We start from the raw sequence: 16,707 nt of genomic DNA on the forward strand, positions 1-16,707 counted from the left end.
TACTGTTAGAAGTTTTCTGTGAATACTGCGAATTTCATAATTATACTTAATTTATTAGCTTTGTAGGATATATGCTATCCAAAAAAACTAAATACGCCATAAAAGCACTTGTTGCGCTTGGTAAAAATGTAGAAAAACCACCTATGCAAATCTCTAAGATTGCCGAGGAGGAGCATATTCCGAAAAAATTCCTAGAACAGATTCTATTGGATTTGCGTAATGCCGGCTTTCTGTATAGCAAGAAAGGGGCAGGAGGTGGCTACAGCTTAAATAAAAAGCCTGAAGAAATCCTGTTGGTGCATGTGATGCGGGTTACAGATGGTCCTATCGCGATGGTTCCCTGCGCAAGTTTGAACTTTTACCATAAGTGTGATGAGTGCGAAGATGAGAAAACCTGCGGAATCAGAAGTGCTTTTATAGATGTGAGGGATGCTACGCTTAAGGTTTTGAGCGAAACCAGCATCGCCGATGTAATAGGCCGTGAAGATACTTTGAAGCTTGGAATAGAAAGTTTATAATTCAGATAGAGTCATTCTCTTTTTGCTTATGCCACATAACGAATGAGATTGCTTCAATTGATGAAAAATAACAATGGTAGTTTATTAATTTGCGAAGAATCGTCCTCCTGAACTTGATTCAGGATCTTACCAAGATAGGTATTGAACTAAATTTACTGCGTAGCTTTCCGCTGCGCTACAGGTCAGCATGATGAATCGATTAGTACATCCCCTCGAGAAATCCATCTTGCAACGAATCGTCCTCCTGAACTTGATTCAGGATCTTACCTAGATAGGTATTGAACTAAATACCATTGATGTAATTTGTTAAATACCTAAAAATAAATTAATTATAAAACGTCACTAACATTGATTTCCTAAAACCAATCACCAACACACAAACTTTTTTAAGAAAAATTACTACTATTCCTATATACTTTATATATTTGGAGGATGAACTTCAAATCTATAATTAGAAATACCAGCGCCAAATCGATGTGCTATTGTTGTAAAACAAAGTAGAAGAGGGTATTTGAATAATTTATAGGTATAAAATATTGGATGCTTCTCAGTAAAAAGAGAAGCATTTTTTGAATAAAGCTAACAACATATATGCAAAGTTTCAGAACAGAACTCGAAAACAATATTGTCGAGCAAGACATTATTGATTTAGAGAATAAGATTAAAGCTTTCCGCGATGGCACCATTCACGATGAAAAATTCAGGAGCTTACGTTTAGCTCGCGGAGTTTACGGACAAAGGCAGCCTGGCGTACAAATGATTCGCATTAAGCTCCCATTCGGCAAGGTGACTTTTAAACAGTTGCTCCGTATTGCAGATATTGCCGATGAATACGGAAGTGGAAATTTGCACCTTACTACCCGTCAGGATATTCAGTTGCACTATGTGAGTTTAGACAGAACGCCAGAACTTTGGGCGAAACTGGAGCAAGATGATATTACCCTTCGCGAAGCCTGTGGAAACACTGTTCGTAATGTAACGGCATCGCCCAATTCGGGAATAGATAAAGATGAACCCTTTGATGTTTCGCCTTATGCACATGCGGTTTTTAAATATTTTTTGCGTAATCCGATCTGCCAGGAAATGGGCAGAAAGATTAAAATTTCGTTCTCATCAAGCGATAAGGACACCGCTTTTAGCTACATCCATGATTTAGGATTTATTCCAAAAATCAATGAAAATGGGGAGCGGGGCTTTAAGGTTTTATTTGCAGGTGGCTTAGGCGCACAACCATTTTTAGCCAGCCCGATTGAAGAATTTTTACACGAAGATCAGTTAATTCCTTTTACAGAATCGGTACTTCGGGTTTTCGATCGCTATGGCGAACGTACCAACAGGAATAAAGCACGTTTAAAATATTTAGTGCAAAAACTAGGTTTAGAAGAAGTTTTACGTTTAGTTGCCGAAGAACGCATCGCCAATAAAGTAAAAACCTACACTATAGACAGAGATACGGTGCCTCAGCCTGCAATGCCTTTGGAACAGCACTATGGCGAAGTGGAAATATTAAATGAAGCACATTACAAGCATTGGTCGGCTACAAATATAGTAGAACAAAAGCAGGAAGGTTTTTATTCGGTTTATGTGAAAGTGCAGGTTGGAGATATCAAAACAGATAAAGCAAGAGCATTTGTAAACGCGATTAAACCATATGTTGCAGATGAAATCAGAATTACGCAAAACCAGGGTTTACTGCTAAAATTTGTACGAAAAGAAGCTTTGCCATCATTATATACAGCTTTAAATAAAATCGGTTTCACTACAGCAGGTTTTGATAGCCTGGCAGACATTACCACTTGCCCGGGAACAGATACTTGTAATTTGGGGATCTCCAATTCGATGACTTTAGCTGAGGTTTTGGAAGATGTAATTTACACCGATTTCCCAGAATTTATATACGAAAAAAATATCAAGATCAAAATCAGTGGCTGTATGAATTCTTGCGGTCAGCATGGTTTAGCAGAAATTGGTTTCCATGGAAGTTCAGTAAAAGCAGAAGGCAAAGTGGTTCCGGCGGTTCAGGTAATGCTTGGAGGCGGGACAGTTGGAAATGGTGTTGGTCGCGTTGCAGAACGGGTAATTAAAGTACCTTCAAAAAGAGCAACAAGTGTTTTGCATTTCATTTTAAATGATTTCAAGGCGAATAACGAAGCTGATGAAAACTTCCATCAGTACTATGACCGAAAAGGGAAGGATCATTTTTATCAGCTGTTAAAGCCGTTGGCAGATCTAACGAACCTTCAACAAGAAGAGTTTGTAGATTGGGGACATGTAGAGCAGTTTGTTACCGCGATTGGTGTGGGTGAATGTGCAGGCGTGGTGATCGATTTAGTGGCTACGCTACTTTTAGAAGCCGATGAAAAATTTGGATGGGCGAAACAGAATTTAGAAAAAGGGGCTTATGCAGATGCGATTTACCATACGTATAGCACATTTGTAAGCGCTGCAAAATCTTTGCTTCTGGACAAAGGAATAAATAGCAGCACGCAAGTTGGTGTGATCAGAGAATTTGATAATCACTATGTAGAAACGGGTGAATTTAACTTATCGACTAACTTTTCGGATTTGGTTTTACAAATTAATAAGAATGAACCCACTGCAGCATTTGCCAATAGTTATTTCAGCCAGGCAGATGATTTTTTAAATCAAATTAAGGAGAAAAGGGCAGTAGAAGTGAAGTGAGAAGTGATAGAATGAATGAATTAAGGAATGAGAGAATTAGTGAATATGTAGATAATACAATCGCTAGAAAAACATTCACTAAATCAATCATTCAAAAATTCAATAATTTAAAAAATTATGGTTAATCAAAATAGAGAATCAAGAATTACACTTTTAGGCGCAGGTCCCGGAGATCCGGATTTGTTAACTTTAAAAGGTGTTAAGGCATTACAGGCCGCAGATGTAGTGCTGTATGATGCATTAACCAATGAGGCATTATTAGAACATGCGCCAGCCGAGGCCATTAAAGTATATGTTGGTAAACGTTCTGGTGAACATTCTTATCCACAGGAAACCATTAATAAACTGATGATTGATTATGCCTTGAATTATGGCCATGTGGTACGTTTAAAAGGCGGAGATCCATTTGTGTTCGGCAGAGGGTATGAGGAATTAGATTACGCGGCTTCCTACAGTATTCCGGTTGATGTAATTCCGGGTATTTCGAGTTCAATTGGTGTGCCGGGCTTGCAACAAATTCCGGTAACACACCGTGGCCTGAGCGAAAGCTTTTGGGTAATAACCGGAACAACTACATCGGGTGAGGTTTCTAACGACATTTATCAGGCAGCAGAATCAAATGCTACGGTTTTAGTTTTGATGGGCTTGAAAAAATTAGCTAAAATTGTAGAGATCTTCAAAGCAGCAGGCAGAAGTAATTTGCCCGCAGCAGTGGTTCAAAATGGTTCATCAGCAGACGAAAAATTGGTAGTAGGTACAGTGGATACGATTGAAAATTTAGTTCAGCAGGAAAATGTGAAAGCACCGGCGCTGTTAATTTTTGGAGAAGTGGTTTCCTTACACCCATCATTTAAAAAACTCGTAAAACAATATGCAAGTATTGCCTAACCAACCCGATAATGAAGCATCTTTCTCTGAAGAGGAGAAAGGTAACCAGCTCTTTCCAGTTTTTATAAAGCTGAACAAGTTGCGTACATTATTAATTGGTGCCGGAAATATTGGCCTCGAAAAGTTAACGGCAATTGTTAATAACAGCCATCATGCGAAGATTACAATTGTTGCCGAAATTGTTTCACCAGAGGTTTATGCATTGGTTGCAAATTATCCAAATATTAAGGTAAAACAGAAAAGCTTTGATGTTTCAGATTTGGAAGATATTGATATCGTTTTCGCAGCGACCAATAATTATATCCTGAACGAAGAAATCAGGGTGGTTACGCATGAGAAAGGTCTGCTGATCAATGTAGCAGATAAGCCAGACCTTTGCGATTTTTACCTGGGTTCCATCGTGCAAAAAGGCGATTTAAAAATTGCCATTTCTACCAATGGGAAATCCCCAACCATCGCAAAACGCTTAAAGCAAATTTTAAATGAAGGTTTGCCAGCAGAGCTGGATGAAACTTTACAGAATATGAGTGCTTTACGGCAAACGCTAACCGGCGATTTTTCTGCAAAAGTTAAAAAACTTAATAAGGTTACCAAAAGTTTAATTTACCCGAAAAAGAGTTTCGCAGAACGAAACATCAAATGGTTAATCTGGATTGCTTCGATCTTACTTATCGGCGCCATTGGTATTTCTTTATGGAACACCGAACCAGAATTTCAATCGTTTTTAATTCACATCGATCCGCTATTTTACTGGTTTTTAGGGGCAGGGTTTTTATTTGCTTTGGTAGATGGGGCAATCGGAATGTCGTACGGGGTAACCACTGCATCTTTTTCGCTAGCCATGGGATTACCGCCGGCATCGGCAAGTATGGCCATCCACATTTCAGAAGTAATGAGTAACGGTATTGCAGGCTGGATGCATTACAGAATGGGGAATGTGAACTGGAAATTGTTTAAAATTTTAATTATACCAGCAATTATAGGAGCGGTTTTAGGTGCATATATCTTATCGTCTTTAGAACATTACAGCTCTTACGTGAAGCCGGTTGTAGCGGTTTATACCTTATTTTTAGGAGGTATAATTTTGATGAAAGCATTTAACATCAAAAGAAAAAAAGCTGATGAGAAGATAAAGAAAATCGGTTTGTTGGGTTTCGTTGGTGGTTTTATCGATGCGGCCTTTGGTGGAGGATGGGGGTCTATCGTGTTATCAAGCCTGATTGCAGGAGGCCGTCACCCATTATTCTCTCTCGGAACCGTAAAAATCAGCAGGTTTTTTATTGCCACATTAAGCTCCCTAACATTCTTTACGATGTTGGGCGGTAAACACTGGGAAGCCGTTTTAGGTTTGATTATTGGGAGTGCAGTCGCATCGCCGATTGCAGCGAAAGTATCAAATAAAATTTCGGCGAAGACCATTATGGTTGCCGTTGGAATTATTGTGATGATTGTAAGCTTGCGCAGTGTAATTGTGTTTATTTTAAAATTAATTTAGTGATGGGAAATTTAGCGGAGATTAAAGAAGAATTATCTAATTTCAACACCATAGAAAAATTAAAGTTCCTGGCAAATAAATACCCGGGTAAAGTTATTTTCTCAACAAGTTTTGGCTGGGAAGATCAAGCCATTACGCACCTGATTTTTTCAAATAATATTCCAATAAAGGTATTTACTTTGGAAACAGGTCGGCTTTTTCCAGAAACCTATTACGTTTGGAATCGAACTTTAGAAGTATATAATAAGCCCATTTACGCTTACTATCCGCAAAATGAATTGTTGCAGGATCTGGTAAATACAAAAGGGCCGAATAGTTTTTATGAATCGGTAGAAAATAGAAAAGAGTGCTGTTACATCCGCAAGATCGAACCCTTAAAAAGAGCATTACAAGGCAACGAAATTTGGGTAACGGGAATCAGGGCTGAGCAAAGTGCAAACCGCGAAGATATGCACGATTTAGAATGGGATGAAGGAAATCAGCTGGTGAAATTTCATCCAATATTCCAATGGACATTAGAGGAGGTTAAAACCTATATCAAAGAAAATAATATCGTTTATAATACTTTACACGATAAAGGTTTTCCAAGCATCGGCTGCGCCCCATGTACAAGAGCCGTTCAGCCGGGCGAAGATTTCAGAGCGGGAAGATGGTGGTGGGAAGACCAAAGTAAAAAGGAATGTGGTTTGCATGCTACGGAAGATAGTTTAAAGGTTAAAGCTTAAAGACTAAAGCGAAAAGCATAACAAGGGTGCTTCTGTCGATTAATCGTCATTGCGAGGCAGGACAAGAAGGAGCCGAAGCAATCTGTATGAGAGGAATAAGGATGAAGGTGTAAGACTAAAGCTAAAAGACCAAAGTGAAAAGAATAACAAGAACACTTCCTTCAACTAATCGTCATTGCGAGGCAGGACAAGAGGGAGCCGAAGCAATCCATTAGGAAGAAAATGAGCGCTTATTGAGAAGGCAGGTAGATTGCCGCGTCGGTTGAAAGCAATGATGATATGGTAAAGAAATAGCAACAGCAGTAATAACAACAAATATAAATAGTTGAATAGCGGAACATTCCAACCTTCAACAATCAAACATTACAACATTTTTAAATGAGCACATATAATTTTGATTATTTAGATGAACTAGAGGCCGAAGCAATCCACATTTTACGTGAGGTTGCAGGGCAATTTGAGAAACCAGCCTTGTTATTTTCAGGTGGAAAAGATTCAATCACCTTGGTTCGTTTAGCAGAGAAAGCTTTTCGTCCCGGGAAATTTCCTTTTCCATTGGTTCACATTGATACTGGTCACAATTTCGAAGAAACCATTACTTATCGTGATCAAATGATCGAAAGTATTGGTGAACGATTAATCATAGGTTCTGTTCAGGAATCTATAGACCAGGGGAAAGTGATTGAACAAAACGGTAAGAATGCGAGTAGAAATGCCTTACAAACGGTTACGCTGTTAGATACTATCGCTAAACATCAGTTTGATGCTTGTATAGGCGGCGCCCGGAGAGATGAAGAAAAAGCCCGTGCAAAAGAACGTATTTTCTCCGTTCGGGATGAATTTGGCTCTTGGGATCCTAAACGCCAGCGCCCAGAACTTTGGAACATTTATAATGGTAAAATCCACAAAGGTGAAAACGTTCGTGTTTTTCCTATCAGTAACTGGACGGAACTTGATGTATGGAATTACATCCGCAGGGAAAAAATAGAATTGCCTAGTATTTACTTTGCCCATGAGCGCGAAGTGATTACCAGAAATGGTCAGTTAATGGCCGCCTCTCCATTTTTAAATATGGATGCTGAAGATGTCGTATTCCGCAAACAAGTTCGTTTCCGTACCGTTGGCGATATGTCTTGTACCGCTGCAGTAGAATCAGAAGCAACTTTAATCGACGATATTATCTCCGAAATCAGTGAATCAAAAATTTCTGAACGCGGTGCAAGATTGGATGATAAGGTTTCTGAAGCTGCAATGGAGGATAGGAAAAAGGGTGGGTATTTTTAAGGAAGTATCAAGTAGCGAGTATCAAGTATCAAGACTGGGTGCAAGCTAAGCGCTTAGGGAAATTTTATCAAAAATAAGTGCAGGTATAAAAGTGAGGCAGCAATTTGTCTTGATACTTTTATCTTAATACTAAAACAAACATGCTCCTAGAAACTTTTTATAAAAATGATAGGCTGCAATTTGTCTCGATACTTGATACTTTTATCTTGATACTAAAACAAATATCCTCTTAAAGAATTTTTTATTAAAGCAAAATAGGAAGTGTAAAATTGATAGACTGCAATTTGTCTTGATACCTGATACTTTTATCTTAATACTAAAACAAACATGAACATATTAAAATTTTTCACAGCAGGTAGCGTAGATGACGGTAAGAGTACCTTAATCGGCCGCTTGTTATACGATACAGATTCTATTTTAGCCGATCAGTTAGAAGCCTTACAAAGTTCTAACCGCAAAAACGACGATGGAACAATAGATTTAGCCATTTTAACCGATGGTTTAAGAGCAGAGCGTGAGCAGGGAATTACCATTGATGTGGCTTACAAATATTTCCAGACCGAGAAGCGTAAATTCATCATTGCTGATACGCCAGGACATATCCAGTACACCCGAAACATGGTTACTGGTGCCTCTACGGCAAACTTGGCTATTATTTTAATCGACGCCCGAAATGGGGTAGTGGAGCAAACCATTCGGCATTCTTACCTGGTTTCTTTGTTAGGTATTAAACATATTGTGGTTTGTATCAACAAAATGGATATGGTTGATTATGATGAGGCCGTTTATAATTCGATTATAGAAAAATATAAAGTATTGGCACAACAGCTTAAACTGCAGGATGTGACTTACATTCCGGTGAGTGCGCTGAAGGGAGACAATATTGTTCAGAATTCTTTGCATATGGACTGGTATGAGGGTGAGAGCTTATTGCATTTTTTGGAAAAAGTAGATACCGATAATCTGGACAAATCTCAGTTGGCCAGGATGCCAGTGCAGTGGGTTATTCGTCCTCAAACAGCTGAATTACACGATTATCGCGGTTATGCCGGCAGGGTATTAAGTGGAACTTTCAAGCTGAATGATCGGGTTACGGTATTGCCTTCGGGCGCAAGTTCTACAATTGAAAAGATAGAGTTTTTTGATCAGGCACCAGATGCCGCTCATGCAGGACAGTCAGTGATCATCCATTTAAAAGATGATGTAGATATCAGTCGTGGAGATACCATTGTGAACGCATCGGCTTTGCCACAAGAATCGAAGCTAATTGAGGCTGATTTATGTTGGATGGATGGCCGTGCTTTAGATACTTCAATCATGTATTTAATTCAGCATAACAGTAAGACTACTAAATGTAAAATCAGTGAAATTTTGCATAAAGTTGATATCAATACGCTGGAGAAACATGCTGCGGATGAATTTAAATTGAATGATATTGGCCGGGTAATTTTAAAAACGGCAGATGCTTTGGCTTTCGATTTATATGATGATAACCGGGCAAATGGTTCTGCAATTTTAATCGATAGCCGTACAAACTTAACGGTTGGCGCTTTAATGTTTAGAGCTTCAGTAGAATAAAATGTAAGAGGGTATAGTGGTAGATGTTTTTATCCCGAACCACAAACAAGTATAAAAAAGCTGAATTTCTAATTTAGATAGAATGTAATTTCTTCGGGACACCATCTGGTGCCCCGTTTTTATTTAATGGCTATGGCGTTATAAGTTCTTGATTTCTTATGGAAACGTATGAAACTTATCATCTGATTAGTATATTTAGTAAAGAACCTTTAATTTTAATATTATGAAAAGAAATCTTCTATACATTGCCTTTGCAGCTGTCCCTTTCATTTTTGCTTGTAACCAGTCTGAAAAGAAAGCTGATTCCTCAAAGAAAGACTCTATAATCAATCAAACTTGTTATGCATCATCATTCCAAAAAGATAGTGCTGCAATGATTTTAAATACTATGGCATCGGGCAAGGTTACTGGTTCGTTGTTAATTAAGTATAGCGAAAAGCCAAAAAACAGTGGTGAGATAAATGGGAAGTTTCATGGCGATACCCTATTGGTTGATTATCGTTTTAATACAGGAAGCGATACCACCAGAGCATTCACAAATCCTTTGGCTTTCTTGAAAAAAGATGGCAAACTGATAATGGGCGTTGCTCAAATTGAAACTACGCTGGGCAGATCATATTTTGTTAAAGGAAAACCGATTAATTATGATGCTGGTAAGTTTACTTTTCAGGAAGTTCCTTGTAAATAGGGGGGAAAGACTAAAGCTGAAAGACCAAAGCTGAAGTAATAAAAACGAACCCTTTATCTTATCGTCATTGCTTTCAGAGACGAAACAACCTTGCGTTAGTCCGGAAATCTTTTCCGTACTTCTATAACTGTGGATTTTAATCCACCATAATGATTCAATAGCTTAATTTTTGACAGTTTATATTTGAAATAACCCGCATCGAATTAAATTTGATTTAAGGATTAAAAATCCTTAGTAAGATCAGTCAGGATTATAAATCCTGACCAACGTAAGATTGCCACTAACATTACCGATGAAGGATCGGAAGATGTTCTCGCAAGGACGTTCAATGAGCAGAGAAACTAATGCGCTAAATTAACGCACTCGTCATTGCTTTTTCAGCGACGAAGCAATCTCATCACTGTTGCGTTAGTCCGGAAATCTTTTCCGGACTTCTATAATTGTGGATTTTTAATCCACCATAATGATTCAACAGTTTAATTATTGACAGTTATCAATTTGAATTAACTCGCACCGAATATTAAGTTTGATTTAAGGATTAAAAATCCTTAGTAAGATCAGTCAGGATTATAAATCCTGACCAGCGTAAACGAAAAACAAATAACGAAAAATGCTTATACAAAATACTAAATAAAAATTATTTTAAAATAAATTACTACAATTTCTATAGACTTTATATATTTGTTTAATTAGTAAGATTAAAAACGAGCTAAAATTTTCTGACATGATTTTAAATAAAGTAGAAAAAGCGAACATTGAACCAAAAATTACACTAGTAGGTGCCGGTCCTGGTGATCCGGATTTATTTAGTTTAAAAGGAGTTAAAGCATTAAAAACAGCAGATGTTGTACTATATGATGCAAATGTGAACGAAGCTTTATTGTGTTATGCACCAGAAGGTATTCCGAAAGTGTATGTAGGTAAGCGCACTGATGATGAAGATTTTTCTCAGGATGCCGTAAATAAACTGATCGTCGATTATGCTTTAAACTATGGTCATGTGGTTCGTTTAAAAAGCGGAGATCCGTTTTTCTTTGCAAAAGGTTACGAAGAAATAGATGCAGCCGAATCCTACAGCATTCCAACTGAAATTATTCCAGGGATTTCTAGTGCAACTGGTGCGCCAAGTTTGCAAAAAATCCCAATGATCTATAAAGATTTAAGCGAGAGTTTCTGGGCGGTAACCGGAACAAATTCTAAAGGCGAAATTTCTGAAGATTTATACATCGCTGCAAAAACCAAAGCAACTATAGTAGTTTTAAATGGTATTGAAAAAGTAAAAGAAATTGCCGCGATCTTTCAAAGTGAGAACAAAGGCTTATTGCCAGTAGCAGTGATTCAGAATGGTTCTTCAAAAGATGAAAAAATTGCAATCGGAATCGTAGATACCATTGCAGAAGTGGTAGAAGACAAAAGGATTCAGGCACCAGCACTATTGGTGTTCGGAGATGTGGTTTCATTGCACCCACAATTTCAACCGATCAGAGATTTTTATGAAATTATTGCTGAAGAGTATTAATAATTAACCTAAACCATAATTATTTGTTTTGTTGTAAAACCGCAGGTGAAAGCCTTGCGGTTTTTGTTTGTGATAGTAAGTGGTTAGATTTTTGTGCTGGTTGGTGACTCTCCAATCGAAAATTGAAGAAAACAAAAAAGCCAGTCTGAATGGATCAAACTGGCTGCTATATAATATCAAGTGATCGTATTAAATTACACTTCCACTAGGTAAAACTGCACCTTTTTTTACAACCACAATACCGTCTTTCACTGCGTAAAGTTCATGATCGCCATCTTCTAAGTGCGGTCCGCCATTAATCTTTACATCATTACCAATGCGACAATTTTTGTCAATAATGGCGTTGTTGATGTAACACCTATCGCCGATACCTATTAAAGAATTGCCTTTTTCGGTTTCAGACTGAATTTCTTCAAGAGTTTGATATCGGTCGCTTCCCATCACATAAGCATTGGTTACTACGGTATCTTTACCAATACGAGCTCTGATTCCCAACACGGCATGCTCAATTCTACTGGCCTGCACAATGCAACCTTCAGCAATAATAGCTTTCTCTAATGTTGTACCAGAGATTTTAGAAGGTGGTAGCATCCTTGCTCTCGTAAAGATTGTATGATTGCTATCAAACATGTTGAATTTCGGAATCTCGTCAGTTAAACCTAAGTTAGCTTCAAAGAATGACGAAATATTACCAATATCTGTCCAATAACCTTCATACTGATAACTTAACACCCGACTTTCGTTAATCGCCCTTGGCAAAATTTCTTTACCAAAATCTTTCTCTTCTTCGTTTTCATTCAGGATGTTAATTAAGTATTCACGGTTGAAAACGTAAATCCCCATAGAGGCCAAAAAGTTACGACCTTCAGCCTGCATTTCTTCACCGGTGTCAGATACCCATGCCTCTAAACCTACTTTTGGTTTTTCTGTAAATGAAGTGATCATGTTTTCTTCATCAGCTTTCAAAATACCAAAGTCTGTTGCATCTTTCGCTGTAACCGGGATCGTTGCGATGGTAATTTCTGCTTTGGCTTCGATATGTTTTTCAATCATATCTTTAAAATCCATCTGGTATAATTGATCGCCGGAAAGAATTAAAATATAATCGAATTCATGTGAAACGATGTGGTGCATACATTGGCGCACAGCATCTGCAGTTCCCTGAAACCAGCCAGCATTTTGAACTGTTTGCTCAGCAGCAAGAATATCAACAAAAGCCGTACTAAAATGGCTAAAGTGATACGTGTTTTTAATATGCTTATTTAACGATGCCGAGTTAAATTGCGTCAGTACAAACATGCGGTGAATACCCGAATTTAAGCAATTGGAAATCGGAATATCCACAAGCCTGTATTTACCAGCAATTGGAACTGCAGGTTTAGAACGTGTTTGTGTGAGTGGCGATAATCTAGAGCCCTGGCCACCGCCAAGGATAACGCCTAAAACTTTATCAGTCATGTTTAAGCTTATTTTAATATTTGGTATAATTCTATATAATTTGTAGCCGCCTGATCCCAGGAATGATCAATTTTCATCATTGTTTTCCGAACAGTTTTAAAGGCCTTTTTATCATTGTATAATGCTAATCCACGACTTATGGCATGGGTAACATCCCATACGCTGGTTTGATCGTGACAGATTCCAAATCCACGATCACCAATGTCGATCACCGTATCTCTTAAACCCCCAACCCTGCGTACAATAGGAACGGTTCCATACCGCAATGCATAAAGTTGATTTAAACCACAAGGCTCAACCCTCGATGGCATTAACAGAAAATCTGCACCTGCATACATCTCGTGCGAAACTTGTTCATTGTATCCGATGTAAGCATTGTATTTTCCACTGTAATAATCTTTTATTTGATTCAGTCGCCCTTCTACCGCGCTATCTCCGGATCCTAAAATCAAAATATTAATATCATCTCCATGTTGCTGAAGTGCGGTGTAAAAAATATCTGGCAGTAAATCAGCACCTTTTTCATCAACCAACCTTCCTATAAAAGTGAAGAGTGGTTTTGAAGAATCTAATAAGAAAACATCGCAAAGGGCTTTTTTGTTTGCTGCTTTTCCACATTCTAACGTTTTTAGATTGTAATTTTTACCCAGCATTGGGTCTGTTTCCGGATCCCAAACCTCGGTGTCAATTCCATTTAAGATCCCTACAGATTTCCAGCGTTCCTGTCTTAAAAGGCTTTCGAGTCCACGGGCATTAAACATCATTTCTTCCATATAACTTGGCGAAACTGTAGTTATCCGCCATGCACATTTAATTGCTGCAGCTAAAGGATTAATGGAATCTTTCCACCCTAATAATCCACCTTTCCATAAATCGAAAGCAGGCAAATAATAAAGTTTATCCCAGCCAAACTGACCTTGATATTGTGCGTTATGAATAGTTAAAACGGTAGGGACTTTGCTAATGGCCTGATACTTTAAACAATTGGCCACCATAAAGGGTACTAAACCTGTGTGGTGATCATGGCAGTGAATAATATCAGGGCGGTGTTCCCATTGGGTAATCCAATCTAATGTTGCAATCTGAAAAGCAACAAATCGTTCGGTATCATCATGATAGCCATACACATTTGGCCGATCGGTTAAGCCTTGAATATGAATGAGGTATAAATCGAAGCCTAATTTATTTGTCTTCTCTTTTAAAACACGGTATTGAAAATGATTATTTCCATAATTAGACCAGGCATCATAAACCACCTCAAACTCATTCTCACGGATAAATTTTGTATCGTAAGCCGGTACAACCACTTTGGCAATGTGGCCGATTTTATTTTGGTATTTTGGTAAAGCCCCAACTACATCAGCTAATCCGCCAACTTTTGCAGCAGGGTAACACTCGGCGCTTATATGTATAATTTCCATCAAATATTTGGTGTAGATAACTGTGTTAAGTTAGTAATTGTTTTTCGATTTGAGCATATTCGTAAATTTATTTTTAGGTGAAATTTCGTATGCTGGGTTACCTTTCTATTTAGCTATTGCTGTACAGAAAGTTGCGATAAAAATGTAGCTAAATGGCAGCTTTGTAATTTTTATAACGCTAATCTTATTCTAATATGCTGAGGTTTAAATAGTGGTATTAATGGTTTTTGAAAGTGAGCAGTAAAATGTCAGTGGCGGCCAGCAATCCTGCTTTTTGCTGCAATTTTTTTGTTAATTTTCAGATGGGAAATAAATGAACGTTTAACAAAAAAGATTTCCGCTTCAATCAGGCTTAAATACAAAATTTAGTAATCGGCTTTACGCCAAATCAGTTCATGTTAAAAAGAGCTTTTTTACATTCCTGCCAACATTTTTGGCATAAGCTTGTTAGTTTATAAACACATAAAAATAGTTTATGGCTGAACAGCATCTTTATCAAACTGGAATAATAGGAAATTGTGCGTTTATGGCACATGTAAACAAAAATACCGATATCACCTGGCTTTGCTGGCCTCGTTTTGACAGCCCTTTTGTATTTGGAAGTTTACTGGATAAAAACAAAGGCGGAGAATTCTCCATTCTTCCACAAGGCGAATACAATTCAACGCAATATTATATTGAAAATACGAATGTATTAAGGACAGAAATAACCGCTGAAGACGGAAAATACCGCATTACAGATTTTGCACCGCGCTTTCGGCTTCATGAGCGCTATTTCAAGCCGCTCATGTTTATCAGGAAAATCGAACCTTTAGAAGGAAATCCACGGGTAACCATTAAATGCCAGCCGGTTTACGATTATGGTAAAGGAGAAATGAAGGCCAGTCGCGGCAGTAACCATATTGATTATTTGGGTTGTGATGAAAATATACGCCTGAGTACTAATGTTTCCTTAACTTATATTATTGATGAGAAGGCATTTGTACTTAATGAAACAAAATACCTGATCATGACTTACGGTCAAGATTTGGAAGCGCCTATTGTGAGCACAGCGGAAAACTTTCTTAGGGAAACGATTGGTTACTGGAGATTATGGATTAAGCATTCTACCATTGCTGGTTTTTATCAACCACTCGTGATCCGTTCTGCGCTAGTTTTAAAAATTCATCAATATGAAGATACCGGGGCAATTATTGCTGCAAGCACAACCAGTTTGCCAGAATCTCCGGGAAGTACAAGAAATTGGGATTACCGTTATTGCTGGTTAAGAGATTCTCATTATGTGCTTACCTCTTTAAATCATATCGGTCATTTTGAAGAAATGGAGAAGTATTTTAATTACCTCACTGATATTTCTCATAGTGAAGATGAACGTTATCAGCCTTTATACGGTATAGCAGGAGAACGGGAAATTATTGAAACTACGCTTGATCATTTAGAGGGTTATAAAGGTGAACAACCTATTCGAATTGGAAACCAGGCCTACGAACACATTCAGAACGATATTTACGGACAGGTTTTAACGTCGATGTTGCCGCTTTACACTGACCATCGTTTTGTGTTTTCAGAACGCAGTGATTCGGTTAAATGGATCGAAAGCGTGTTGTCTAAAATTGAAAGAACTATCGATGAAAAGGATGCCGGTATTTGGGAATTCAGAAATATAGCCAACGTGCATTGTTACAGCAATTTGTTTCAGTGGGCTGGCGCACATGCAGCTTTGAAGATGGCCAAAACAATCGGTAATCAGGATTTCGAAGAGCGTGCACAAATCTTAATTGATAAAGCTGCTGCACACATTGAGGCCTGTTATGATCCTGAGCGTAAGGTTTATACTAATGCGGTCGGCAGTCCATATTTAGATGCCAGTACCTTACAGCTGATTATGATGAATTATCTTGATCCAGCTTCTGACCGTGCCAAAGATCATTTAATTGCATTGGAAAAGGAACTTAAAACAGAAGATGGCTTGTTCTATAGGTATTTACATGCTGATGATTTCGGGAAGCCTAAAACTACTTTCCTGATCTGCGCTTTTTGGTATGTAGAAGCCCTGGCTTGTGTAGGTAGGGTTGATGAAGCGATTAAGGAATTTGAAAACATCATTAAGTATTGTAATCATTTATTGCTTTTCAGCGAAGATGTTGATGCTAAAACGGGTAGTCAGTGGGGGAATTTTCCTCAGGCATACAGCCACGTGGGGTTAATGAATGCCGCACATCGCATCGCGATTAAGTTGGACAGACCAGTATTTTTATAAAATTAATCCCAACCGTATTCATAAATTAGATGAATACGGTTGGGATTTTTAGATAGGTGCTGAACTAAATTTACTGCGTAGCTTTCCGCTGCGCTACAGGTCAGCATGACGAATCGGTTAATACATCCATAAGGAAATTCCTTTGTGACGAATCGTCCTCCTGAACTTAATTCAGGATCTTACCTAGATAG

At 38.1% G+C, this 16,707-nt stretch carries 12 protein-coding genes; 10 read left to right on the forward strand and 2 right to left on the reverse strand.

Annotated elements, in window-relative coordinates:
- Window positions 1–71: 71 nt before the first annotated feature.
- From ACN1CD_RS16685 to cobA (ACN1CD_RS16725), 9 genes are all read left to right on the forward strand, one after another.
- Window positions 72–518, forward strand: a complete 447-nt coding sequence (locus ACN1CD_RS16685) for an RrF2 family transcriptional regulator (RefSeq protein ID WP_419131527.1) — start codon at window positions 72–74, stop codon at window positions 516–518.
- A 591-nt stretch (window positions 519–1,109) separates the two neighbouring features.
- Window positions 1,110–3,200, forward strand: coding sequence for a HEPN domain-containing protein (locus tag ACN1CD_RS16690; protein ID WP_419131528.1), 2,091 nt, complete (start codon window positions 1,110–1,112; stop codon window positions 3,198–3,200).
- 117 nt (window positions 3,201–3,317) lie between these two features.
- Window positions 3,318–4,088, forward strand: a complete 771-nt coding sequence (gene cobA, locus ACN1CD_RS16695) for a uroporphyrinogen-III C-methyltransferase (RefSeq protein ID WP_419131529.1) — start codon at window positions 3,318–3,320, stop codon at window positions 4,086–4,088.
- Window positions 4,072–5,583, forward strand: coding sequence for a TSUP family transporter (locus ACN1CD_RS16700; protein WP_419131530.1), 1,512 nt, complete (start codon window positions 4,072–4,074; stop codon window positions 5,581–5,583). Before cobA (ACN1CD_RS16695) ends, ACN1CD_RS16700 begins: the two co-directional genes overlap by 17 nt.
- 2 nt (window positions 5,584–5,585) lie before the next feature.
- Entirely contained in the window at window positions 5,586–6,308 is a 723-nt protein-coding gene (locus ACN1CD_RS16705) for a phosphoadenylyl-sulfate reductase (RefSeq protein ID WP_419131531.1), read from the forward strand.
- Window positions 6,309–6,686: 378 nt separating this feature from the next.
- Window positions 6,687–7,592, forward strand: a complete 906-nt coding sequence (cysD, locus tag ACN1CD_RS16710) for a sulfate adenylyltransferase subunit CysD (protein WP_419131532.1) — start codon at window positions 6,687–6,689, stop codon at window positions 7,590–7,592.
- A 327-nt stretch (window positions 7,593–7,919) separates the two neighbouring features.
- On the forward strand, window positions 7,920–9,170 hold the full coding sequence (locus tag ACN1CD_RS16715; protein WP_419131533.1) for a sulfate adenylyltransferase subunit 1: 1,251 nt from the start codon (window positions 7,920–7,922) through the stop codon (window positions 9,168–9,170).
- A 223-nt stretch (window positions 9,171–9,393) separates the two neighbouring features.
- Window positions 9,394–9,858, forward strand: a complete 465-nt coding sequence (locus ACN1CD_RS16720) for a hypothetical protein (protein ID WP_419131534.1) — start codon at window positions 9,394–9,396, stop codon at window positions 9,856–9,858.
- A 724-nt stretch (window positions 9,859–10,582) separates the two neighbouring features.
- Entirely contained in the window at window positions 10,583–11,377 is a 795-nt protein-coding gene (gene cobA, locus ACN1CD_RS16725; protein WP_419131535.1) for a uroporphyrinogen-III C-methyltransferase, read from the forward strand.
- Between the two features lie 189 nt (window positions 11,378–11,566).
- Here cobA (ACN1CD_RS16725) and ACN1CD_RS16730 read toward each other — a convergent pair whose 3' ends face one another.
- Together ACN1CD_RS16730 and ACN1CD_RS16735 are read right to left on the reverse strand one after the other, a co-directional pair.
- Entirely contained in the window at window positions 11,567–12,835 is a 1,269-nt protein-coding gene (locus tag ACN1CD_RS16730; RefSeq protein ID WP_419131536.1) for a glucose-1-phosphate adenylyltransferase, read from the reverse strand.
- 8 nt (window positions 12,836–12,843) lie between these two features.
- A complete protein-coding gene (locus ACN1CD_RS16735; protein WP_419131537.1) occupies window positions 12,844–14,256 on the reverse strand; it encodes a glycogen synthase in 1,413 nt (470 codons plus the stop codon).
- A 475-nt stretch (window positions 14,257–14,731) separates the two neighbouring features.
- Here ACN1CD_RS16735 and ACN1CD_RS16740 point away from each other — a divergent pair, with 475 nt between their 5' ends.
- Window positions 14,732–16,516 carry a glycoside hydrolase family 15 protein gene (locus tag ACN1CD_RS16740; RefSeq protein WP_419131538.1) on the forward strand — a complete coding sequence of 595 codons (1,785 nt, stop codon included), beginning with the start codon at window positions 14,732–14,734 and terminating at the stop codon, window positions 16,514–16,516.
- Window positions 16,517–16,707: the final 191 nt, after the last annotated feature.

This window comes from Pedobacter sp. N23S346 (genome assembly GCF_048515415.1).
Lineage (GTDB): Bacteria > Bacteroidota > Bacteroidia > Sphingobacteriales > Sphingobacteriaceae > Pedobacter.

Excerpts from the sequence above, each read along its gene's own strand:
- ACN1CD_RS16685 (WP_419131527.1), top strand. The coding sequence starts at position 72 with ATGCTATCCAAAAAAACTAAATACGCCATAAAAGCACTTGTTGCGCTT.
- ACN1CD_RS16690 (WP_419131528.1), top strand. The coding sequence starts at position 1,110 with ATGCAAAGTTTCAGAACAGAACTCGAAAACAATATTGTCGAGCAAGAC.
- cobA (WP_419131529.1), top strand. The coding sequence starts at position 3,318 with ATGGTTAATCAAAATAGAGAATCAAGAATTACACTTTTAGGCGCAGGT.
- ACN1CD_RS16700 (WP_419131530.1), top strand. The coding sequence starts at position 4,072 with ATGCAAGTATTGCCTAACCAACCCGATAATGAAGCATCTTTCTCTGAA.
- ACN1CD_RS16705 (WP_419131531.1), top strand. The coding sequence starts at position 5,586 with ATGGGAAATTTAGCGGAGATTAAAGAAGAATTATCTAATTTCAACACC.
- cysD (WP_419131532.1), top strand. The coding sequence starts at position 6,687 with ATGAGCACATATAATTTTGATTATTTAGATGAACTAGAGGCCGAAGCA.
- ACN1CD_RS16715 (WP_419131533.1), top strand. The coding sequence starts at position 7,920 with ATGAACATATTAAAATTTTTCACAGCAGGTAGCGTAGATGACGGTAAG.
- ACN1CD_RS16720 (WP_419131534.1), top strand. The coding sequence starts at position 9,394 with ATGAAAAGAAATCTTCTATACATTGCCTTTGCAGCTGTCCCTTTCATT.
- cobA (WP_419131535.1), top strand. The coding sequence starts at position 10,583 with ATGATTTTAAATAAAGTAGAAAAAGCGAACATTGAACCAAAAATTACA.
- ACN1CD_RS16730 (WP_419131536.1), bottom strand. The coding sequence starts at position 12,835 with ATGACTGATAAAGTTTTAGGCGTTATCCTTGGCGGTGGCCAGGGCTCT.
- ACN1CD_RS16735 (WP_419131537.1), bottom strand. The coding sequence starts at position 14,256 with ATGGAAATTATACATATAAGCGCCGAGTGTTACCCTGCTGCAAAAGTT.
- ACN1CD_RS16740 (WP_419131538.1), top strand. The coding sequence starts at position 14,732 with ATGGCTGAACAGCATCTTTATCAAACTGGAATAATAGGAAATTGTGCG.